We start from the raw sequence: 21,696 nt of genomic DNA on the forward strand, positions 1-21,696 counted from the left end.
GGTCAGTCCAGCAACGCGAGGGCCGTCGGCGCGTCCTCGGGTGAGATCGCCAGGTCCTCGAACTCCACGACGTTGTCGATCTCGACACCCATCGACACGTTCGTGACCCGCTCCAGGATGACCTCGACGACGATCGGGACCTGGTGCTCGACCATCAGCTTCTTCGCCTGCTCCAGCGCCGGCAGGATCCCGTCCGGCTCGGAGACCCGCAACGCCTTGCAACCGAGGCCTTCGACGACCTTCACGTGGTCGACGCCGTACCCGTTGACCTCCGGGCTGTTGATGTTCTCGAACGACAGCTGCACGCAGTAGTCCATGTCGAACCCACGCTGGGCCTGGCGGATCAGGCCGAGGTAGGAGTTGTTCACCACCACGTGGATGTACGGGATGTTGAACTGCGCCCCGACCGCGAGCTCCTCGATCAGGAACTGGAAGTCGTAGTCACCCGACAACGCGACCACCGTGCTGTCCGGATCCGCGACCGCGACCCCGAGCGTCGCCGGCACGGTCCAGCCGAGCGGACCGGCCTGACCGGCGTTGATCCAGTGCCGCGGACGGTACACGTGCAGCATCTGCGCCGCCTGGATCTGCGACAACCCGATCGTGCTGACGTACCGCACGTCCGGCCCGAAGGCACGGTTCATCTCCTCGTACACCCGCTGCGGCTTGATCGGCACCGCGTCGAAGTGCGTCTTCCGCTGCAGCGTCGTACGACGCTCCCGGCATTCCGCCGCCCATGCCGTACGGTCCGGCAACCGTCCGGCGGCGGCCCACTCGCGCGCCACCTCGACGAAGACCTCCAGCGCCGCGCGCGCGTCCGACACGACCCCGTAGTCCGGTGCGAACACCCGCCCGATCTGCGTCGGCTCGATGTCCACGTGAATGAACTTGCGCGAGCCCCGATACACATCCAGCCCGCCGGTGTGCCGGTTCGCCCACCGGTTGCCGATCCCCAGGACCACGTCCGAGGCGAGCATGGTCGCGTTCCCGTACCGGTGCGACGTCTGCAGCCCGACCATGCCCGCGCTCAGCGGGTGGTCGTCGGCGATCGCACCCCAGCCCATCAGCGTCGGTACGACGGGAATCCCGGTGATCTCGGCGAAAGAGACCAGCAGGTCCGACGCGTCGGCGTTGATGATTCCGCCGCCGGCCACGATCAGCGGCCGCTCGGCGGCGGCGAGGAAGGACAGCACCTTCTCCGCCTGCGCTCGGGTCGCCGCCGGACGCGAGACCGGAAGCGGCTCGTAGGTGTCGATGTCGAAGTCGATCTCGGCGAGCTGCACGTCCAGCGGCAGGTCGATCAGCACCGGCCCCGGCCGGCCTTCGCGCATCACCTGGAACGCCTTCTGGAAGGTGCCCGGGACCTGCGCGGCCTCCATCACGGTGACCGCCCACTTCGCGACCGGCTTGGCGATCGAGGCGATATCGACGGCCTGGAAGTCCTCCTTGTGCAGCTTCGCGACCGGCGCCTGGCCGGTGATGCACAGGATCGGGATCGAGTCCGCGGCGGCGGAGTACAGCCCGGTGATCATGTCGGTTCCGGCCGGTCCCGACGTACCGATGCAGACGCCGATGTTGCCGGCGCGGGCCCGGGTGTAGCCCTCGGCCATGTGCGACGCGGCCTCGACGTGGCGGGCGAGTACGTGCTTGATCCCGCCGTGCGCACGGATCGCACTGTAGAACGGGTTGATCGCGGCGCCGGGCAGCCCGAACGCCTGCGTCGAGCCTTCCTTCTCCAGGATCAGTACGGCGGCGTCGACCGCGCGCATGCGGGTCATCAGCCGACCACCTTGCCGGACAGGCGCTCCACGCCGCGGAGCAGCGCGGAGTGGTCGAGGCCGCCGTCGCCGTTCGCCCGGGCCGACGCGACCAGCTGCGCCACCAGTGCGCCGAGCGGTACGACGACACCAGCCTCGCGAGCGGCCGCGGTGACGATCCCCATGTCCTTGTGGTGCAGGTCGATCCGGAACCCGGGCTCGAAGGAGCGCGACAGCATGTTCTCCTTCTTCTGGTTCAGCACGGTGGATCCGGCCAGCCCACCGCCCAGGACCTCGAGCGCGGCTTTGGTGTCGACGCCGTACGCCTCCAGGAAGACGACGGCCTCGGAGACGGCCTGGATGTTCGCGGCGACGATCAGCTGGTTGGCGGCCTTGACCGTCTGGCCGGACCCGCTCGGGCCGACGTGCACGACGGTCTTGCCGACGACGTCGAACAGCGGCTTGGCCACGGCGAAGTCGTCCGCGTCGCCGCCGACCATGATCGACAGCGCGGCGTTCTTGGCGCCCGCTTCGCCGCCGGAGACCGGGGCGTCGAGCAGCCGGAAGCCGTTCGCCCGCGCCTGCTCGGCGAGCTGCTGCGTGACGTCCGGCCGGATGCTGGAGAAGTCGATGATCAGTGTGCCGGTCTCGGCCAGCTGGAAGACGCCGTCCTCACCCTCGAGCACGTCCTGGACGTCAGGCGAGTCGGGCACCATCACGCAGATCACGTCGGCGCCCTTGACCGCGTCGGCGAGCGAGGTCGCGGCGCGGCCGCCGGCGGCGACCAGGGCCTCCGCGCGCTCCGGCGTACGGTCCAGACCGGCGACGGTGTGGCCGGCGTTGGCGAGGTGGACGGCCATCGGGTTGCCCATGATGCCGAGGCCGATGAAGGCGATGTTGGTCATGTCGTACTCCTGGAATGCGTGGCCGGCGAGAAAGAAAGACAAAGAGAGAAGGAAGGTGAGGGAGCGGGGATCAGCGGCGCTCGAACGGCAGCCAGCCGAAGCTTGCGTCTGAGGTGGTGGACGGCTTGTACTCGAGCCCGACCGAGCCGGTGTAACCGTTCGCCTCGAGGGCGGACAGCTGGTGGTCGAGCGGGAGCGTGCCGGTGCCGGGCTCGTTGCGGCCCGGGTGGTCGGCGATCTGTACGTGGGCGATCCGGCCGGTGTACTCGGCGATCACCTGGTCGACGTCGTCGCCGTTGACCGCCAGGTGGTAGAGGTCCGCGAGTAGCCCGACGTTCGGTACGTCGTACGCCGCCTGGACGCGGTCGATCACGTCCAGCGCGTCGGCCGCGATCTTCAGCGGGTAGCGCTCCGCGCCGCTGACCGGCTCGACGAGGACCGTGGCGCCGATCCGCGCGGCGGCCTTGGCGGCGAGCGCGAGGTTCTCGACGGCGATGTCGTCCTGCTCCTGCGCCGTGCTGCCCTCGACACGGTTCCCGTACAGGGCGTTGAAGCCCTGGGCGCCGAGTCGCTCGCCGATGCCGACGGTGACGTCGAGGTTGTCGCGGAACTCGCCGGACCGCTTCGGCCAGGACACCAGGCCGCGGTCGCCGCCCGGCATGTCGCCGGCGAAGAAGTTGAGGCCGGTCAGGCGGACGCCGGCGTCGGTGACCGCGCTGACGAACGCGTCGACCTGGCGGTCCGGCGGGACAGCCTCGACGAACGGCCACCAGAACTCCACCGCGCTGAACCCGGCCCGGCGCGCGGCGGCCGGCCGCTCGAGCAGAGGCAACTCGGTGAAGAGCAAAGAACAGTTCACCGTGTACTTCAGCTGGTGACTCATCCCGACTCCAACTTCCGCATTGTGGAACTTGATTTCTGTTCTGCGAAATGACCATAAGCTCACACCCACCACCCGTCAAGGCGCTGCCCGGAGCCGTTTGAGTGGTTAACCACCGCCGTTGCCCCTTCACCCCTGGCATGCGACGGGTGAAGGGGCAACCCGCGCGGTTAACCTCGGAAATGCCGGCTGGGCGAGGGGCCGGGGGCGCGGAAGGGCTGTCCTACGCGGGCGCGCGCGTTGTACTTTCCTCTAAACGGGAGGTATGACGTGTTGCTGGCGGAGTTGCTGGACGCGCCCGAGCTGGGGCTGCGGTTGCTGTACTCCGGAGCCGGCATGCCGGATCGGCCGATCGGGCGGCTGGTGACCACCGACCTGCTCGAGCCCGGGCGGTACCTGAGCGGCGGCGAGGTGGTCCTGACCGGGCTGGTCTGGCGCCGGCAGGCCGCCGACAGCGAGGTGTTCGTGGCGTCGATGGCCGGTCGCGGAGCGACCACGATCCTGGCCGGGAAGGCGCAGCTGGGCGACGTCCCAGCAGATCTCGTGGAGGCCTGCCGACGGCACGACGTGACCCTGGTCGAGGTCCCGATCGAGATCGCGTTCGCCGACGTCACGGAGTACGTCGCGGCGGCGGGATCGGCCGAGACCGGCGCGCGGTTGTCGGCCAGCCTGGTACGCCAGCGGCAGCTGCTGTCGTCGATCGCCGCCGGGCGGAGCCTCGACGAGCTGGCGGCGCGGATCTCCGCCGAGATCGGGCATGACTGCCGGGTGCTGACCCCGACCGGGCGGCACGTCGTTCCCGGGCCGGGCGAGCTCGACGCGGCCGCGGTCGACGCGGTCACCCGCAAGTTCCTGACCGCGGACCGGACACCGGCCGTGGCGATGACGATCGACGCGTCGTACAGCCTGTTCCCGGTCGGATCCGGGCTCGGCAACCGGCTGACCGCGTGGGTGCTGGTGATCGAGGGCGACCACCACGAATGGTCCGGCGATCACGTCGAGGCGGTGCACGAGCTGTGCGCGATCGCTGCCCTGGACCGGGCCCGGCGCGACGAGGGCCGCCGCGCACTGCGCCCGTTGGTGGCGGACGCGCTGGCCATGGTCGAGTCGGGCGCTCCGCTGACCGAGGTCGCCGCCCGGCTGCGGCAGGCCGGCGCGCACTCCGAGCGGCCGATGGTCGTGGCGGTGGCCGAGCTACGCGACGACGGCCCGAGCGAGGTCGCCCTGAGCCTGCTGGAGGATGTCGCGCTGACGGTCGGCCCGGCCGTGGTCGCCCCTGGGCGGGACGGGCTGCTCGTCGGATTCCTGCCGTTCGCGCCGGGCCTCCCGGAGCACCTGCGCCGGGCCTTCGGCCGCCTCGCCCCGGGCCTCAACCGGGCACGCCTCGCGGTCGGGATCAGCGGCGAGACGGCGGTCGACGCACTCGCCGGCGCGCTCGAGGAGGCCAGGTTCGCGCAGCGGGCGGCAGGTGCCGCGCGAGCGCCCGTGTCGGTGGTCACTTCGGACGAGGTCGCCTCGCACGTCCTGCTGCTCGCCACGTTGCCGGACGACGTACGCCGTACCTACAGCCACCGCGTCCTCGGAGCGGTCCTCGACCACGACCGCCGGACCCACGCCGACCTGCTCACGACGCTGCAGGCGTTCCTCGCCTGCTCGTGCTCCTGGACGCGGACGGCGGAGTCGCTGCACCTGCACGTCAACACCGTTCGCTACCGGATCGAACGCGTTGAGCAACTGACCGGACGCGATCTGTCGAGCCTCGAGGACCGGGTGGACGTGTTCCTCGCGCTCAAATCGCTGTAGTTGTGTGATCGCACAAAACGGACCGTTCTCCGGCCGTTCATCTTCGGAGGTTCACCGGGTGCAATCCGTACCCCGGTGAGCCGATGCTCAGGTGCAGGTCAAATCCCCGCACCGCCCCAAAGCAGCCGAGGAGCGTGTCCCCGATGAAGGCAGTCCTGCGACCGAGCCGCCATACCAACCGCCACCCCGTCGACCAGGTGCTGCCGCCTGCGAAGCTCGCGGTGTACGGCGCTCAGCACGTACTGGCGTTCTACGCCGGGGCGGTGATCGTACCGATCCTGCTCGCCAGTGCGATCGGGCTCAGCACCGAGCAACTCATCCACCTGATCAACGCCGACCTGTTCACCTGCGGCATCGCGTCGATCATCCAGTCGGTCGGCTTCTGGAAGGTCGGCGTCCGGCTGCCGTTGCTGCAGGGCGTGACGTTCACGGCGGTCTCGCCGATGATCGCGATCGGCCTCGCGGCCGGCGGCGGCACCGACGGGCTGCTGGTGATCTACGGCGCCGTCCTGGTCGCGGGCCTGGCCACTTTCTTCATCGCGCCGTACTTCAGCCGGCTGATCCGGTTCTTCCCGCCGGTGGTGACCGGGTCGGTGATCACGATCATCGGCCTGGCGCTGCTGCCGGTCGCGGCCGGGGACGCGGTCGGCGGCGCCGGCCCGAGCGCCGCGCCGACCAGCGGCAAGAACATGGCGTACGCACTCGGCACGCTGGCGCTGATCGTCCTGATCCAGCGGGTGTTCAAGGGCTTCATGGCGACCATCGCCGTCCTGATCGGCCTGGTCGTCGGGACGCTGGTCGCCTGGGCGTTCGGAGACGCGCATTTCGGTGCGGTCGGCGACGCGGCCTGGGCCGGGGTGACCACGCCGTTCTACTTCGGCTGGCCGAAGTTCTCGGTCGCGGCCATCATCTCGATGGTCGTGGTCATGCTGATCACCGCGGTGGAGACCACCGGCGACGTGTTCGCGACCGGCGAGATCGTCGAGAAGCGGGTCGGCCGCGAGGACATCGCCCGGGCGCTGCGGGCCGACGGCCTGGCCACCACGATCGGCGGCGTCTTCAACTCGTTCCCGTACACCTGCTTCGCGGAGAACGTCGGCCTGGTCCGGCTGACCCGGGTCCGCAGCCGCTGGGTGGTCGCGGCCGCGGGCGCGATCATGATCCTGATCGGTCTGGTGCCGAAGGCCGGCGCGATCGTGGCCGGCGTACCGCATCCGGTGCTCGGCGGCGCGGCGCTGGCGATGTTCGCGACCGTGGCCGTGGTCGGGTTCCAGACGCTCGCGAAGGTCGACTTCCACGACCACCGCAACGTCGTGATCGTCGCGACCAGCGTCGGGCTGGCGATGTACGTGACCGCGCAGCCGCAGGTCGCGCAGGCCGTACCGAACTGGGCCGAGATCATCTTCGGCAGCGGCATCACGCTCGGCAGCCTGACCGCGATCGGCCTGAACATCCTGTTCCACCACGTCGGCAAGAACTTCGGGCCCGCGGTGGCGGGGCAGCCGGGTGACACGGTCCGGCTCGACCAGGTGAACGAGATGACCCGCGAGGAATTCGTCGAGACGTTCGGTCCGCTGTTCCAAGGTCCGCGCTGGGCCGTCGAGCGGGCCTGGGAGATGCGGCCGTACGCCGACACGCACGCGCTGCGCCGGTCCTTCCAGGAGGCGCTGTTCTCGGGCTCCCGCGACGAGCAGCGTGAACTCATCCAGGCGTACCCGCGGCTGGGCTCGCAGTTCGTCGCCGACGGCCTCAGCGGCGAGGCGTCGCTGCGGGACCAGTCCGACAAGGGCCTGACGTTCCTCGGCGACCCCGAGCGCGACGAGCTGACCGCGATCACCTCGGCGTACGAGGACCGGTTCGGGTTCCCGCTGGTGATCTCGGTCCGCGACGCCGAGTCGTACGAGCGGATCGTCGAGCAGGGCCGGGAACGGCTCGGGAACTGCGAGAACCAGGAACACGCCGCCGCCCTGCTCGAGATCGCGAAGATCGCCGGCTACCGGTTCGACGACTTCGTCTCCGACGCCAACCCGATCCACAGCGCACGCACCCGATGGAGCACCAACCGATGACTACCCAAGCCCTGCGCGCCCCCGCCTTGACGGTGAACGGCGAACTCACCGCGATCGGCGCGGTCTCCGTGCACACGACGGTTCTGGACTGGCTGCGCGACCGCGGCCTGACCGGCGCCAAGGAGGGATGCGCGGAGGGCGAGTGCGGTGCCTGTTCCGTCCTCGTCGCCCGCCCCGGCATCGACTCAGAGACCGAGTGGACCGCAGTCAACGCGTGCCTCCTCCCGGTCGCCTCGCTGGACGGCCAGGAGCTGATGACGGCGGAAGGCCTGGGCACGCCGTCCGAGCTGCACCCCGTCCAGCAGGAGATGGCCGTCCGCGGCGGCTCCCAGTGCGGCTTCTGCACCCCCGGTTTCATCTGCAGCATGGCCGCCGAGTACTACCGACCCGGTCGAGCTTGTGGTGAAGGTGACCACGAGCATGGCGCGAACGGGTTCGATCTGCATGCGTTGAGCGGGAACCTGTGCCGGTGCACGGGTTACCGCCCGATCCGGGACGCGGCCTACGCGTTGGACACGCCTGCGGAGAACGACGCGCTCGCCGTACGCCGTGACACACCGCCGCCCGCGCCGGCGCCGACCGGCATGGTGTCTCCGGAAGGAGAGTTCATCCGCCCGGCTTCACTCGACCAGGCGCTCGCGGTGCTGGGCGATCGGGACGATGCGGTGGTCGTTGCCGGTTCGACCGATCTCGGTGTGCAGGTGAACATCTTCGGTGACCGCCCGCCGCTGACCATCGCGATCGACCGGCTGGAAGAGCTGCGGGAGTTCTCGTTCGGCGACGACGAGGTGCGGATCGGCGCGGCGCTCACGCTGACCGAGATCGAACGGCGGCTGGCCGGGCGGATCCCGCTCCTCGACCAGCTCTTCCCGCAGTTCGCCTCACGCCTGATCCGCAACGGCGCGACGATCGGCGGGAACCTGGGGACCGGATCACCGATCGGAGACACTCCACCCGCACTCCTCGCACTGGATGCGGAGCTGGTTCTCGCATCCAGCCGGGGCGAGCGGCAGGTGCCGCTGGCGGAGTACTTCACCGGCTACCGGCAGACCGTGAAGGCGCCGGACGAGCTGATCCGGACGATCGTCATTCCGTTGCCCTTGGCACCGATGAGCGCGTTCCACAAGATCGCCAAGCGGCGCTTCGACGACATCTCGAGCGTCGCGATCGGGTACGCCGTCGACGTCGCCGACGGCATCGTCCGGGACGCGAAGATCGGGCTGGGCGGTGTCGCGGCGACCCCGCTGCGCGCCCGCGAGACGGAGGCGGCGCTGATCGGCCGGCCGTGGACCGAGGAGACCGTGCGGACCGTCGCCGCCGTGATGGCGGCCGAGGGTACGCCGATGGACGATCACCGCGCGAGTTCGTCGTACCGCTCCGCGATGCTCGGCCAGTCCTTGTTGCGCTTCTACTTCCAGGGGGTCGGCGCATGAGCTCGTTGTCTGAACGGCCCGCCGCGGCCGTGGTCGGCGTACCGATGCCGCACGAGAGTGCCGCGCTGCATGTGACTGGTGCGGCCTTGTACACGGACGATCTGGTGATGCGCACCCGCGACGTACTGCACGCGTGGCCGGTGCAGTCGCCGCACGCCCATGCCCGGGTCACCGCGTTGCGCGTGAAGCCGGCGTACGACGTACCCGGTGTGGTCCGCGTGCTGACGGCGGACGACGTACCGGGGGTGAACGACGCGGGCGTCAAGCACGACGAGCCGCTGTTCCCGGGTGAGGTGATGTTCAACGGGCATGCGGTGTGCTGGGTGCTCGGCGAGACGCTGGAGGCCGCGCGGCTGGGGGCGTCGGCGGTCGAGGTCGAGTACGAGCCGCTGCCGTCGCTGGTGACCGTTCGCGAGGCGATCGAGGCGGACAGCTTCCAGGGCATCGGCCGGCACCTGGAGCGCGGCGACGTCGAGCAGGCGCTGGCCGGGGCGGAACACGTGTTCCGCGGCGAGATCGAGTTCGCCGGGCAGGAGCACTTCTACCTCGAGACGCATGCGGCGCTGGCGCTGGTCGACGAGTACGGGCAGATCTTCGTGCAGTCCAGCACGCAGCATCCCTCGGAAACGCAGGAAATCGTCGCCCACGTGCTCGGGCTGGCCAGCCATTCGGTGACCGTGCAGTGCCTGCGGATGGGCGGCGGCTTCGGCGGCAAGGAGATGCAGCCGCACGGCTTCGCCGCGATCGCCGCGCTGGGCGCGACACTCACCGGCCGGCCGGTGCGGTTGCGGCTGAACCGCACACAGGACATGACGATGTCGGGGAAGCGGCACGGGTTCCACAGCTCGTGGACCGTCGGCTTCGGGGCCGACGGCAAGCTGGTCGCGCTCGACGCGACGCTGACCGCCGACGGCGGCTGGAGCCTCGACCTGTCGGAGCCGGTCCTGGCGCGGGCGATGTGCCACATCGACAACGCGTACGAAGTCCCGCACGTCCGGGTCGACGGCCGGATCGCGAAGACCAACAAGACGTCGCAGACCGCGTTCCGCGGGTTCGGCGGACCGCAGGGGATGCTGGTGATCGAGGACATCCTCGGCCGGTGCGCGCCGCTGCTCGGGTACGACGCGGCGGAGTTGCGCCGGCGGAACTTCTACCAGCCGGGCGACTCCACGCCGTACGGGCAGCCGGTCCGGCACGCGGATCGGCTCGAGTCGTGCTGGTCGCAGGTGCTGGCCAACGGAGAGATTGCCGAGCGGCAGGCCTCGCTGGAGGCGTTCAACGCGTCGCACGAGCATGTGAAGCGCGGGCTGGCGCTGACGCCGGTGAAGTTCGGGATCTCGTTCAACCTGACCGCGTTCAACCAGGCGGGCGCGCTGGTGCACGTGTACAAGGACGGGTCGGTGCTGATCAACCACGGCGGCACCGAGATGGGGCAGGGCCTGCACACGAAGATGCTGCAGGTCGCGGCGACCACGCTGGGTGTGCCGCTGGCGCGGGTACGGCTGGCTCCGACGCGGACCGACAAGGTGCCGAACACCTCGGCGACCGCGGCGTCCTCCGGTGCCGATCTCAACGGCGCGGCGATCAAGAACGCGTGCGAGCAGATCCGCGAGCGGCTCGCGCAGGTCGCCGGCGGGAAGCTCGGGATCAGCCCTTTGGATGTGCGGTTCGTCGACGGTGTCGTCCGCGGGCTGTCCGGGGACGGCGTGGACTGGAACGAGCTGGTCAACCTCGCGTATCACCAGCGCGTGCAGCTGTGGGCGGCCGGCTTCTACCGGACCGAGGGGCTGCACTGGGACGCGAACGCGATGCGCGGCGAGCCGTTCAAGTACTTCGCGTACGGCGTCGCGGCGGCCGAGGTGGAGGTGGACGGGTTCAGCGGCGCGTACACGCTGCGCCGCGTCGACATCGTCCACGACGTCGGTGACAGCCTCAGTCCGCTGATCGACATCGGCCAGATCGAGGGCGGTTTCGTGCAGGGCGCCGGCTGGCTGACGCTCGAGGACCTCCGCTGGGACGAGAGCTCCGGTGATCGGCGCGGGCGGCTGTCCACGCAGGCCGCGAGCACGTACAAGCTGCCGAGCTTCTCGGAGATGCCCGAGGTCTTCAACGTCATGCTGCTGGAGAAGGCGCACGAAGAGGGCGCCGTCTACGGCTCCAAGGCGGTCGGCGAACCGCCGCTCATGCTGGCGTTCTCGGTCCGCGAAGCCCTGCGCCAGGCTGCGGCCGCCTTCGGCCCAGCCGGCACCAGCGTGGATCTGCCGTCGCCGGCCACACCGGAGGCCGTGTACTGGGCGGTCGATCGGGCCCGGGGAGGTGCGTCGTGGAGTGGGTGAAAGCCGTTCAGCGGTTGCGATCCGGACGGCAGGCCGGCGTACTGGTCACCGTGGTGTCCGTGCGAGGACATGCTCCGCGGGAGGCCGGCGCGAAGATGGTTGTTGCTGCCGACAACGTCTGGTCGACGGTCGGCGGCGGGAATCTCGAGGCGTTGGCGGTCGAGCGTTCGCGGCAGATGATCGCCGACAGCCTGACGACCCCGGAGGAGCTCACGGCCGCGTTGTCCGACAAGGCGCCGTACCAGCACGGAGTGCAGTGCTGTGGCGGTGAGGTGAAGCTGTTGCTGGAGCCGTTGCCGGTGGTTCCGTCGGTGGCGATCTTCGGGGTCGGGCACGTCGGCCTGGAGCTCGCGCGGATCCTCGCCCGGCACGATCTCGAGCTGCACCTGATCGACTCCCGGGCCGACCAGCTGACGGCCGAGCGGCTGTCGGCGCTAGACGATGCGGTCGCGCACGTCCACGTCCACAACGTGCCGGTGCTGCCGGAGCTCGTCGTCGGTGAGCTCCCGCCCGGCACCCACGCGGTGATCATGACCCACGACCACGCCGAGGACGCGGCCCTGTGCGACGCCGCGATCCGCAAGGAGGACCTCGCGACGATCGGCCTGATCGGCTCCAGCGCCAAGTGGACGCGGTTCCAGCGCAAGCTCGCCGAGGACGGCAACCCGCCCGAGGCGATCGCGCGGATCACCACACCGATCGGCCTGCCCAATCTCCCCGGCAAGGAGCCGGCCGTGATCGCGGTCAGCGTGGCCGCGTGGCTTCTGCAACGGTTCGCGGCCGAACGGCCGCCCGCACCGTCCCGATCCGCCGAGCGATCCGCCCGGCCCGAATCCGCCGACCGGCATCCCGCGTCGGCTCGTCCTGCCGTGCGTCGCCCCACGCCGGCTCAGCGTGAGGCACAGGCATGACTCTTTATCGTGGCACGTTCATCGACACGCCGGAGAACCCGTTCGACGGCGCCGGGCTGCGGGTCGGCAGCGACATGGGGCTGCTGGTCGAGGACGGGCTGATCGTTGCCCGGGGCCCGTTCACGGAGCTCCGCCAGGCGCATCCCGCCGAGCAGGTCGTGGACCTGCGCGACGGCGTCGTACTGCCCGGATTCGTCGATACCCACGTGCACTTCCCGCAGATTCGCGCGGTCGGCGGTCTCGGGCTGCCGCTGCTCGAGTGGCTCGACCGGTACGCGCTGCCCGAGGAGGCGCGGATGGCCGACGTGGACTACGCCACCGGTGTGGCGAACGAGTTCGTCCGCGGGCTCGCGGCCGCCGGTACGACGTCGGCGCTCGTCTTCGGCGCGCACTACACCGACGCCGTCGACGCGCTGTTCGGCGCCGCGTCCGAGGTCGGCCTGCGGGTGACGAGCGGTCTGGTGCTCAGCGACCGGCTGCTACGGCCGGAACTGCTCACCACACCGGTCCGCGCGTACGCCGAGTCGCTCGCGCTCGCGAACCGCTGGCACGGCGCCGGCCGCAACCGGTACGCCGTGACGCCGCGGTTCTCGCTGTCGTGCACCGACGAACTGCTCGCGACCTGCCAGGAGCTGATGGAGGCGATCCCCGGCGCGCTGTTCACCTCGCACGTGAACGAGAACGAGGCCGAGATCGCGTCGGTCGCCGACCTGTTCGGGGGCTGCGACTACGTGACGACGTACGACCGGCACGGCCTGGTGGACCGGCGTACCGTCCTCGCGCACAACGTGCACCCGACAGACGTCGAGCTGAAGACGCTGGCCACCAGCGGCGCGACGGTCGCGCACTGCCCGACCAGCAACGCGGCGCTCGGCAGCGGACTGTTCCCGCTGACCCGGCACCTGCAGTTCGGGGTCCGGGTAGCGCTCGGATCGGACGTCGGCGCAGGTACCGGCTTCTCGCTGCTGAAGGAAGGCCTGCAGGCGTACTTCTGCCAGCAACTCCTCGGCGACCAAGGCCGACCGCTCACCGCAGCCCACCTGCTCTACCTCGCCACGACAGCCGGCGCCGAAGCCCTGGATCTCCCCCACGTCGGCCACCTCTCGGTCGGCCAGCACTTCGACGCCCAACTCCTCCGACCCGCGGAAGGCTCCCCCCTGGCCGTAGCCATCACCCACGCCGAAGACACCGAAGAAGCCCTCGCCCGCATCTTCACCCTAGGCACCCCCGCCGACGTCCAGGCCGTCTGGATCAACGGCGACCTCCTGCACCACTGACGGGGCTTGACGACAGCCGCCGGTGTCTGGGAACAGGCAATTACCTGTTCCCAGACACCGCTGCGTGTCTCTTCAACGCCTGCCAGATCCGGGCGGCCGTGTCGCGCGGGTGGTCGAGGTCGGCCCAGCCGACGCGGAACACGCCGTACCCGTGTTCGCGGAGGCGGTCCTCGCGCCACTTCTCCGCGAGTACGGCGTCCGCGGTGTTGCCGTACTTCAGCGCGCCGTCGAACTCGATGACGAGCACGCCCGCGAGCAGGAAGTCGACCCGCCCGATCAGCCGGCCGTCGGCGCCCCGGATCTCGACCTGCAACTCAGGCGGAGGCAGGCCTTGATTCGCCATCAGGACGCGGAGACGCGATTCGCCGACCGACTCGCTGAGAGCGTTCGCGAAGAGCGCGGCGGCTGCCGCGGCTGGAGAGCCGTGCCAGCGCCGGTGCCGTCGTACGACGCCGGCCAACCGGTCCCGCGTCGTCAAGCGCATCCGGAGCGCAGCATCGGCAAGGACAACGCCGACCTCGTACGACGTCGTACACGTGGTTTCCACGATCGCCCGATCGACGCACGTGACCCTGAGGCCGCCAAGCTCCACAACCTCGTCTTCGACGATCGGGCTGCTGCTGCGATGCAGCCGGATGCCGCGACCGCTGCGCGCACGTCCCGAGGCAGCGCGGGTGAAGTGCGCCTTCGTCAGATCGGTTCCCCAGACGGGCAGACCATGCAGCATCGTTGCGGATTGATGGCTCACGACGACGTCACGAAGTCGTGCGCCGGCCATCCGGACGCTCAGCAGATGCAGCCGGATCGCGCGCTCCCACGGCGGCTCGTCAGCCGGCCAGTCGCGCGGGTCGACGTACGAGTTGAAGCTCAATCGGAGCCACTGCCCGCCACGCACCCGCTGCCGAAACTCATCGTCGCTGTATCCCGCGGCCCGCGCGTCCGCGCGCGTGAACCACCCGCCCCGCTCGGCCGCAATCACTTCCAGTCGTCTGTTCATGCCCAAGAAGGTGCACGTTCCGCACCCCGCTCGGACATCCGATCGCGCATCTGTGGATAAGCCCCGGGGTCGCGAGACAGGCTATTCCTTGTTCCCCGACCCCGGCGCCTGTTCACTCACCCCAGTAACCGGGCTTGGGTACGAGCTACCTCGGTGGCCAGGGTGGGTTCGTCGGCGGTGAGGAGTACGTCGTGTTCGACGATGGGGTGGCCGTTGGTGAGGAGGAGGGTTAGGGGTGGGGGTGTCGAGAGGGTGAGGGCCGCGATCGGGTCGGGGATGCCGGCGTGGGGGAGGGTGGTGAGGTTCCAGACGGCGAGGTCGGCGAGTTTGCCGGGTTCGAGGGAGCCGAGGTCGGCGGAGCGGCCGAGGATGCGGGCGCCGTCCAGAGTCGCCATCTCCAGTGCGGCGCGGACGGTCAGGGCTTGTGGGCCGCTGCGGGCTCGGGCGAAGAGGAGGGCGTGGCGCAACTCCTCCACCAGGCTGCCGGATTCGTTGCTGGCGGCGCCGTCCACGCCGAGGCCGACGGGCGATCCGGCGGCGCGGAGGTCTGCGGCGCGGGCGATGCCGGCGCCGAGGCGGGCGTTGGAGCTGGGGCAGTGGGCGACGCCCGTACCGGTGCCGCCGAGGTGCTTGATCTCCGCGTCGTCGAAGTGGATGCCGTGCGCGAACCACACGTCCGGACCGGTCCACCCGAGCTGGTCGGCGTACTCCAGGGGCGTACACCCGTACGTCTCCTGGCACCACGAAGTCTCGTCGGTGGTCTCGGCGAGGTGCGTGTGCATCCGTACGCCGCGACGCCGCGCCAGCTCGGCCGACTCGCGCATCAGTTCACCGCTCACACTGAACGGCGAGCACGGCGCGACCACGATCTGCAGCATCGAGTCCGGTGACGGGTCGTGCCAGCGGTCGATCGCGGCCTCGGTCGCGGCGAGGATCTCGTCGCGGTTCTCGACCACGGAATCCGGCGGCAACCCGCCGTCCTTCTGACCGCGGTCCATCGAGCCGCGCGCGGGGTGGAACCGCAGACCGATCTCACCCGCGGCGGCAATCTCGGCCGCGAGCAGGTCCCCGCCATCACGCGGGAACACGTAATGGTGATCGGCCACGGTCGTGCAGCCGGTCCGCGCGAGCTGGGCGAGCGCCGCCCGCGCCGCGACGTACACCGTCTCCTCGGAGATCCGGGCCCAGACCGGATACAGCGTCGTCAGCCACTCAAAGAGGGTCGCGTCCGCGGCGAGTCCGCGCGTCACCCACTGGTACAGGTGCTGATGCGTGTTCACGAACCCCGGCGTGACCAGGCAGCCCCGCCCGTCCACGACGCGAGCATCGTCGTACGACGGCGCGGGCCCCGGCCCGACCGCGACCAGGCGATTGCCCTCGGCAACCACGTGGCCGACGAACTCGCGCCGGGCCGGATCGAGGGTCGCCACGTAGGCGCCCTCGATCACGGTCCTGCTCAACAGAATCCCGGCGTCGCGTGCCAGGCGGACCCGGCGTCGCCGGCGTCGTCGCGTGTCACGGTCGCCTCGATCAGGCCGTACGGGCGGTCCGCGGCGATGAACACCTCACCCGGGTTCTCCACCCCGAACGGCGACAGGTCGACCAGGAAGTGGTGCTTGTTCGGCGCCGAGAACTTGATCTCGGCAACTTCCGGATGCGCCTCCAGCACCGCGGAACCCATGCCGTAGAGCGTCTGCTGCAGGGCCAGGCTGTGGATGTTCGCGAACCGCTCGAGCAGCAGCCTCTTGATGCCGTCGTACGACTTGTCCCAGTCGACCGAGCCATCCCCGGTTGGACTAGCGTCGTACCGCCAGCGCGCGACCAGCGACGTCGCCAGGATCCGATCGTCGGTTGCCTGCAGGGTCGTGTACTTGTCCTTCAGGAACCCGTGGAACTCCGACCCGGTCGACTTCAGCACGACGAGATCGCTGATCCCGGAGACGACGTACGCCTTGCGCTGCGCACCCCGGCCCTCGACGTTGACGACGGTGTTCCGGACGCCGGTGCCGGCCCGGACGAACGCGTGGTCGTGGTCGTCGATGCGCTCCCAGGCGTACTCCTCGACCTCGATCCGGGCGCCCTCCGCGGCCGGCGACGCGTCCAGGAAGTGTGCGCCGAGCGTCAGCGCATAGTCCTCGATCGCCCCGATCCCCTTCTCCTTGGCGAAGGCGAACGCGGTGTTCTTCTGCGTGTCGGTCGGCAGTACGTCGGCCTGGTCGCCGGTCGTGTGCGCCGCCTCGAAACTGCCGCGGAGCGACGTCGACACGTTCAGGTCGCGGATCTCGTGCCGGGGCGTGTCGCGGTAGACGCGGACGACGCGGTTCTCGGCTTTGCCGTACTGGTTGGCGCCCAGGTGGATGGCCATCGGAGGTCAGCTCCCTCGGTAGGTGGAAAACGCGAACGGGCTGAGCAGCAACGGGACGTGGTAGTGCCGCTCGTCGGCGACCGTGAAGGTCACGGAGACCTCGGGAAAGAAGATGTCCTGGCCGGTGGCCTTCGCGTACGCCGCGACGTCGAACCAGAGCCGGTACGTGCCCGGCTCGAGCTTCGGTTGCAGCTCGGCGATCCGGCCGTCGGCGTCCGTCGTACCGCCGGCCTCGAGGACGTCGCCCCGGTAGAGCCGGACCTCGACGTTCTGCGCCGGTCGCCCCAGCGCGGTGTCGAGGACGTGCGTGCTGAGCGAGCTCATGCCTCCACCACCTTGCTCAACCGGAGCAGCGCGATCTTGCGCAGTTCCTCGTGGACGACGGTTGCCTCGGTCGCGTCGTCGTGCGCGAGGCGGGTCCGCAGGCTGTCCAGCATCTGCGCCGCGGACAGCCCGGTCGCACAGATCAGGAACACCCGGCCGAACCGCTCCTCGTACTGACGGTTGCCCTCGGCAAGTTCCTGCCGGACCGCCGGGTCCGCGCCGACGCCGGACTGCTCGTTCCGCGACCAACTGGCCTCGGTACCCGCGCCCTGCGGGCGGTCACCGATCCGCGGGTGCGCCTGGAGCGCGCGATCGACCTCGTTGTCGTCGAGCTCGCGGAGCAACTGGTCTGCGACTGCGGTCAGCGCCGCGGCATCGCCGTACGGCCGCTTGGCCAGGATCGCGTCGACCCAGCGGGGCACGTCGCAGCAGGCCGCCAGTGCCGGCCGGAGCCGGTCGGCCGCAGTGGAGTTGAACTCCTCCAGGTCCACGGATCACACCTTCTCGAATCCCGAAATCGACTTTCCGTATGACGAGAGCGTGACACCCGCTCCGCCTGTCGTCAACAGTTTGTTGAAAATCAGCGGGCGCGGTTCAGGTAGTTGTAGACGGTGAAGCGGGTGACGCCGAGCGCCTCGGCGACGATCTCGGCCGACTTGCGGTACTCGAACGCGCCGCGCGCCTCCAGCAGCAGAACGGCCTGCTGTTTGTCATGCCGGGACAGGTCGCGCAGCGGACCGCCCAACTCGTCGGCAACCTCTGCCAGCAGGCCCTGCACCCCGCCGGCGTTTGTTCCGGCCACGGCCGCCGCGGTGCCGCCATCGGCGGGTTTCGGCAGCCGGACGGCGACCACCGCCTCCCCGTCCCACTTCAGCGGGATGTCGTCGTCAAGGGCGTCCGCCGGTGCAATCAGCTCGGCGTTCAGCCGCTCCACCAGCGGCGTGATCGCCTCGACCAAGGGATGCTGCTCAGGCATCGCGCCGTACCTGCAAGGTCACCTGGCTCGCGCCGCCGGCGAACGCCGCCTCGAGCACTTTCGGGAGTGCGGGCAGCAACAGGTGCTGTTCGCCGCTGACCTGCGTACCGAGCGGGCCGAACTCACAGTCGAGCCCGGCCTCCTCCGCCGCGCGCAGCGCCTCGGTGGCGTGCGCGGGCGGCGACCCGTCCACGTCGAACGGTTCCGTGGTGAACTCCGCAACCAGTCGCATGGTGCGAGGCTAGCCCTCGGACACCGCCCGGCGGGCGAGTCGAGCCAGGGCCGCGGTGTCGAACTCGGTCGTCTCGATCGCGCCGCACTCGATGCCGCGCAGCACGAATCCGGCAAGGGCGACGGCCGTTGCCGGCTCGTCGAGGTAACCCGACTCGCCGTCGCCCAGATACGCCCGCAGGCGCTGCGCGGCCTCGTCGTACCCCTCCCGGTAGAAGAGGTACGTCGCCGCGAAGCGGGTCGGGAGCTGGGCGGGATGCATGTCCCAGCCCTGGTAGATGCCGCGCGCGAGCGAACGCCGTACCAGCCGGAAATGCAGCCGCCACGCGTCGTGGACCGCGTCGCCGACCGGCAGGACGTTGGTCGAGCCGTCGGACACGAAGACGCCGGTACCGGCCGCGGCCAGCTGCATCACGTCCTTCGCGTGGTCGGCGACCGGGTGCTCCATGCTCTGGTACGCCGCCGCGACGCCGAGCGAGGCGGAGTAGTCGTACGTGCCGTAGTGCAGCCCGGTGACGCGCTCGCCGCCGGCCTTGACCATCCGGGCGATCAGCGCGGTGCCGTCCGCGCCGAGGATCGCCTGCGGGGTCTCGACCTGGATCTCGAAGCTCAGCCGCCGTACGCCGTACTTCTGCTCGAGTGTCTCGAGGACGAGCACCATCGCCTCGACCTGCTCGACCGAGGTCACCTTCGGGAGCGTGATGACGAAGCCGTCGTCGACCGCCCCGAGGTGCTCGAGGAACAGGTCGAGCGTGCGGACCCCACGTCGTCTCGTTGGCGCCTCCAACGACTTGATCCGCAGACCGTGGTACGGCGTCCGCGGGCCGGCCGCGAGGGCTTCGGCGGCGGCGATCGCCGCGGCGTCCTCCTCGTCGTCCGGCCGGTTGCCGTAGCCGTCCTCGAAGTCGATGCGGAGATCCTCGATCGGCTCCCGCTCGAGCTTGGCGCGGACCCGCTCGTACACGTCGTCGGTCAGGTCGGCCGCGACGATCTTCGCGAGGTCGGCGGCCGAGGCGGCGTACTCGTCGAGAGCCGCACGGGCCTGCGCGCCCCAGTCGTCCACCGTGCGTACGTCGTACCGGTCGGCCGGGACGTACACGGTGTGGATCGGCTGCCGGACCCCGCGGTCACCGCGGTAGTCGGCGGCCAGCGCGGCGTCGGCAGCCGCCAGGCGTCGGTCGAGCTCGGCCATCAGGTCGTCCACTGCAGCCTCCTTTTCCGTATTGTGGAGACTAATATCTACTTTGCGGAAGGCGCAACCATTCGACCTTCCGGGATCTGGCGCTAAACTTCCGTGATCCGGAAAGGTGGGTGTCATGGCGGAGACGAACGGCAAGGGCCGGACCGGCAGCGTGCAGTCGATCGAGCGCGCCTTCGGGCTGCTCGAGACGATGGCCGACGCCGGCGGGATGATGGGCCTGTCGCAGCTGGCCACGGCCTCCGGGCTGCCGCTGCCGACGATCCACCGGCTGGTGCGCACCCTGGTCGACCTCGGCTACCTGCGTCAGGAACCGTCGCGGCAGTACGTGCTCGGGCCGAAGCTGATCCGGCTCGGGGAGAGTTCGTCGCACATGCTGAGTGTGTTCGCCCGGCCGCATCTCGCGCGGCTCGTCGACGAGCTCGGCGAGTCCGCGAACATGGCGATGCTCGACGGCGACCAGATCGTGTACCTGGCGCAGGTCCCGTCGCGGCACTCGATGCGGATGTTCACCGAGGTCGGCCGCCGCGTCCTCCCGCACTGCACCGCGGTCGGCAAGGCGATCCTCGCGCAGTACGCCGACGCCGAGGTCCGCGAGCTCCTGCACCGCACCGGCATGCCGAAACACACCGACAACACCATCACCAGCCCCGACGCGTTCACCACCCAGCTCCACCAGGCGGCCGGCGACGGCTACGCGATGGACGAGGGCGAGCAGGAGGTCGGCGTACGATGCGTGGCGGTGGCGGTGCCCGACGCGCCCTCCCCGCTGGCCATCTCCATCTCCGGCCCCGCGGGACGCATGACCGAGCCGCTGGTGGAACGCGCCATCCCGCTCCTCACCCAAGCCGCCAAGTCCCTGTCCGAAGACCTCCACTGACCCGCACGCCGCGGTGGGACGGCGGCTGCAGGACACAGAACTCGTTTCCGTCCGAGTCGGCCAACACGTGCCAGCCCCACCCTGCCTCGACCACCAACTCACCACGCAGGTACTGCTGAGGTGCCGCATTCCCCGACAGTACGCACCTCGAGCTAGCGGCTGTCGGTGCGCAGCCGGCCGTGCACGTGCCAGTCGTGCCAGCCGTCCGCGTGCATGATCGCCTGCCGCAGGGTGCCTTCGAGCTGGTAGCCGGCGTTCGTCGCGACCCAGCATGACGCGGTGTTCGCGGTGGAGTGGTGGATGTTCAGCCGATTGAACCCGGCCTGACCGAAGGCCCAAGCCGACAGCGAGTCCACCGCTGCGGCCGCGACGCCCCGTCCACGGGCGGCCGGTGTCACCCAGTACGACAGCGCCGCCGAGCCTTGCGTCAGCGAGACCTCCCGCAACCCCACCTGGCCGAGCGGCTCATCGTCGTGACCGACGACCGCCCAACTCGCCGCCGTCTCCGCGTCCCAATGATCAGCCCACTGCCCGACCCACTCCCCAGCCTCCTCGCGCGTGTCCAGGCGTCGAACATGCCACCGCTGAATGTCAGGACACCCGAACGCCGTTCGTACGACGTCGGCATCCCTCCCCTGCCAAGGCCGCAACAACAACCCGTCCCCCACCGCCAACCGCGGCTGCGCCACATCCCGCAAAGTCCCCCGAGACAACACCGATCCCACAAGCAGAGGCATCCCGAGATGCTATTCCGCCCACTCGCCGGCCGGGGCCCTCAGGGGGCGTAGGTGCGCCAATGTTCGGTGAGTTTGTAGCCGAGAGACTGGTTGGCTTGGAGGCTGGCCTGGTTGGCGGCGGCTCCGCCGGTGCTGAAGCGGGTGATGCCGATGTCGAGGAGGGCGAGGATCGAGGCGGCTTTCACGGCCTGCGCGACGCCGCGGCGGCGGTGCGTGGACAGGACCGACGTGAACCGGGTGTCCCCGAAGCCGTCCTTCGCGCGGATGACCGTCGCGCCGACCAGCCGGTTGCCGTCGAAGGCGCCGAACACCCGGTGCTCCGGCCAGAGCGCGCGGGTTTCGGCCAGCTCTCCGACCACGCGGTGCGTCGCGGGCGTGTACGGGTAGTCCGGCTCGTTGGACTTCTCCAGCGCGTGCAGCTCCCGCGCGGACTCGGCGCCGAGCTCGCGGATCGTGAGTCCACCGGCCGTGGCCCGGAGTACGGCGGACTCCAGCAGCTCACGATCCGGGTCGAACAGCCGCACCGCCCAGGACTCGGCGACCACGCGGTAGCCGGCTGCTTCCAGCTCGGCGCACCGCGGGTCGTTGTCCTGGACGATCTCGTAGTCACCCACCCA

Annotated in this window: 20 protein-coding genes; 7 read left to right on the top strand and 13 right to left on the bottom strand. The window is 70.1% G+C overall.

All coding sequences use genetic code 11. The annotated features are described in order from the left end of the window. Positions 1 to 2: 2 nt before the first annotated feature. The 3 genes from gcl to AB0I12_RS38755 are packed head-to-tail and all read right to left on the bottom strand — an operon-like array spanning position 3 to position 3,545. A complete protein-coding gene (gene gcl / locus AB0I12_RS38745; RefSeq protein WP_359940164.1) occupies positions 3 to 1,778 on the bottom strand; it encodes a glyoxylate carboligase in 1,776 nt (591 codons plus the stop codon). Continuing rightward, positions 1,778 to 2,704: a 2-hydroxy-3-oxopropionate reductase gene (locus tag AB0I12_RS38750; protein WP_359940167.1), complete on the bottom strand. Its 927-nt coding sequence runs from the start codon at positions 2,702 to 2,704 to the stop codon at positions 1,778 to 1,780. Before AB0I12_RS38750 ends, gcl begins: the two co-directional genes overlap by 1 nt. A gap of 28 nt (positions 2,705 to 2,732) precedes the next feature. Then, positions 2,733 to 3,545 (bottom strand): TIM barrel protein, encoded by an 813-nt coding sequence (locus AB0I12_RS38755; protein ID WP_359940170.1) that lies wholly within the window; start codon positions 3,543 to 3,545, stop codon positions 2,733 to 2,735. Positions 3,546 to 3,812: 267 nt separating this feature from the next. On the opposite strand from AB0I12_RS38755, the gene AB0I12_RS38760 reads away from it, so the two are divergent. The 6 genes from AB0I12_RS38760 to guaD all read left to right on the top strand — a co-directional run bounded on the left by AB0I12_RS38760 (position 3,813) and on the right by guaD (position 13,371). Further along, positions 3,813 to 5,345, top strand: a complete 1,533-nt coding sequence (locus AB0I12_RS38760; protein WP_359940173.1) for a helix-turn-helix domain-containing protein — start codon at positions 3,813 to 3,815, stop codon at positions 5,343 to 5,345. Between the two features lie 143 nt (positions 5,346 to 5,488). Then, positions 5,489 to 7,414: a 2-oxo-4-hydroxy-4-carboxy-5-ureidoimidazoline decarboxylase gene (uraD, locus tag AB0I12_RS38765; RefSeq protein WP_359940176.1), complete on the top strand. Its 1,926-nt coding sequence runs from the start codon at positions 5,489 to 5,491 to the stop codon at positions 7,412 to 7,414. Next, positions 7,411 to 8,847: an FAD binding domain-containing protein gene (locus AB0I12_RS38770; RefSeq protein WP_359940178.1), complete on the top strand. Its 1,437-nt coding sequence runs from the start codon at positions 7,411 to 7,413 to the stop codon at positions 8,845 to 8,847. The genes uraD (AB0I12_RS38765) and AB0I12_RS38770 overlap by 4 nt, the downstream gene beginning before the upstream one ends. Further along, a complete protein-coding gene (xdhB, locus tag AB0I12_RS38775) occupies positions 8,844 to 11,183 on the top strand; it encodes a xanthine dehydrogenase molybdopterin binding subunit (protein WP_359940180.1) in 2,340 nt (779 codons plus the stop codon). Before AB0I12_RS38770 ends, xdhB begins: the two co-directional genes overlap by 4 nt. Beyond that, positions 11,171 to 12,094, top strand: coding sequence for a xanthine dehydrogenase accessory protein XdhC (xdhC, locus tag AB0I12_RS38780; RefSeq protein WP_359940183.1), 924 nt, complete (start codon positions 11,171 to 11,173; stop codon positions 12,092 to 12,094). The genes xdhB and xdhC overlap by 13 nt, the downstream gene beginning before the upstream one ends. Further along, positions 12,091 to 13,371: a guanine deaminase gene (guaD, locus tag AB0I12_RS38785; protein ID WP_359940186.1), complete on the top strand. Its 1,281-nt coding sequence runs from the start codon at positions 12,091 to 12,093 to the stop codon at positions 13,369 to 13,371. The genes xdhC and guaD overlap by 4 nt, the downstream gene beginning before the upstream one ends. Positions 13,372 to 13,411: 40 nt before the next feature. Here guaD and AB0I12_RS38790 read toward each other — a convergent pair whose 3' ends face one another. From AB0I12_RS38790 to AB0I12_RS38825, 8 genes are all read right to left on the bottom strand, one after another. Beyond that, positions 13,412 to 14,368, bottom strand: a complete 957-nt coding sequence (locus tag AB0I12_RS38790; protein ID WP_359940189.1) for a hypothetical protein — start codon at positions 14,366 to 14,368, stop codon at positions 13,412 to 13,414. A gap of 116 nt (positions 14,369 to 14,484) precedes the next feature. Beyond that, on the bottom strand, positions 14,485 to 15,828 hold the full coding sequence (locus AB0I12_RS38795) for an 8-oxoguanine deaminase (RefSeq protein WP_359940192.1): 1,344 nt from the start codon (positions 15,826 to 15,828) through the stop codon (positions 14,485 to 14,487). Then, complete coding sequence (pucL, locus tag AB0I12_RS38800) at positions 15,825 to 16,733, bottom strand: factor-independent urate hydroxylase (RefSeq protein WP_359940195.1); 909 nt, start codon at positions 16,731 to 16,733, stop codon at positions 15,825 to 15,827. Before pucL ends, AB0I12_RS38795 begins: the two co-directional genes overlap by 4 nt. Before the next feature lie 6 nt (positions 16,734 to 16,739). Beyond that, complete coding sequence (uraH, locus tag AB0I12_RS38805; protein ID WP_359940198.1) at positions 16,740 to 17,057, bottom strand: hydroxyisourate hydrolase; 318 nt, start codon at positions 17,055 to 17,057, stop codon at positions 16,740 to 16,742. Beyond that, a complete protein-coding gene (gene uraD, locus AB0I12_RS38810; RefSeq protein ID WP_359940200.1) occupies positions 17,054 to 17,548 on the bottom strand; it encodes a 2-oxo-4-hydroxy-4-carboxy-5-ureidoimidazoline decarboxylase in 495 nt (164 codons plus the stop codon). The genes uraH and uraD (AB0I12_RS38810) overlap by 4 nt, the downstream gene beginning before the upstream one ends. Before the next feature lie 89 nt (positions 17,549 to 17,637). Further along, on the bottom strand, positions 17,638 to 18,033 hold the full coding sequence (locus AB0I12_RS38815; RefSeq protein ID WP_359940203.1) for a helix-turn-helix domain-containing protein: 396 nt from the start codon (positions 18,031 to 18,033) through the stop codon (positions 17,638 to 17,640). After that, positions 18,026 to 18,265, bottom strand: a complete 240-nt coding sequence (locus AB0I12_RS38820; protein WP_355475302.1) for a thiamine-binding protein — start codon at positions 18,263 to 18,265, stop codon at positions 18,026 to 18,028. The genes AB0I12_RS38815 and AB0I12_RS38820 overlap by 8 nt, the downstream gene beginning before the upstream one ends. A gap of 9 nt (positions 18,266 to 18,274) precedes the next feature. Then, the gene (locus AB0I12_RS38825; protein WP_359940206.1) at positions 18,275 to 19,468 is read right to left on the bottom strand and encodes an aldolase/citrate lyase family protein; all 1,194 of its coding nucleotides are present in this window, start codon (positions 19,466 to 19,468) and stop codon (positions 18,275 to 18,277) included. A 112-nt stretch (positions 19,469 to 19,580) separates the two neighbouring features. On the opposite strand from AB0I12_RS38825, the gene AB0I12_RS38830 reads away from it, so the two are divergent. After that, positions 19,581 to 20,342 carry an IclR family transcriptional regulator gene (locus AB0I12_RS38830; RefSeq protein ID WP_359940209.1) on the top strand — a complete coding sequence of 254 codons (762 nt, stop codon included), beginning with the start codon at positions 19,581 to 19,583 and terminating at the stop codon, positions 20,340 to 20,342. A 152-nt stretch (positions 20,343 to 20,494) separates the two neighbouring features. Here the strand turns inward: AB0I12_RS38830 and AB0I12_RS38835 are convergent, their stop codons facing one another. Continuing rightward, positions 20,495 to 21,079, bottom strand: coding sequence for a GNAT family protein (locus tag AB0I12_RS38835; RefSeq protein WP_359940212.1), 585 nt, complete (start codon positions 21,077 to 21,079; stop codon positions 20,495 to 20,497). Positions 21,080 to 21,117: 38 nt separating this feature from the next. Next, positions 21,118 to 21,693 carry a GNAT family N-acetyltransferase gene (locus tag AB0I12_RS38840; protein WP_359940215.1) on the bottom strand — a complete coding sequence of 192 codons (576 nt, stop codon included), beginning with the start codon at positions 21,691 to 21,693 and terminating at the stop codon, positions 21,118 to 21,120. Positions 21,694 to 21,696 lie beyond the last annotated feature (3 nt).

The sequence above is a fragment of the Kribbella sp. NPDC050459 genome (assembly GCF_040655315.1).
GTDB lineage: Bacteria > Actinomycetota > Actinomycetes > Propionibacteriales > Kribbellaceae > Kribbella.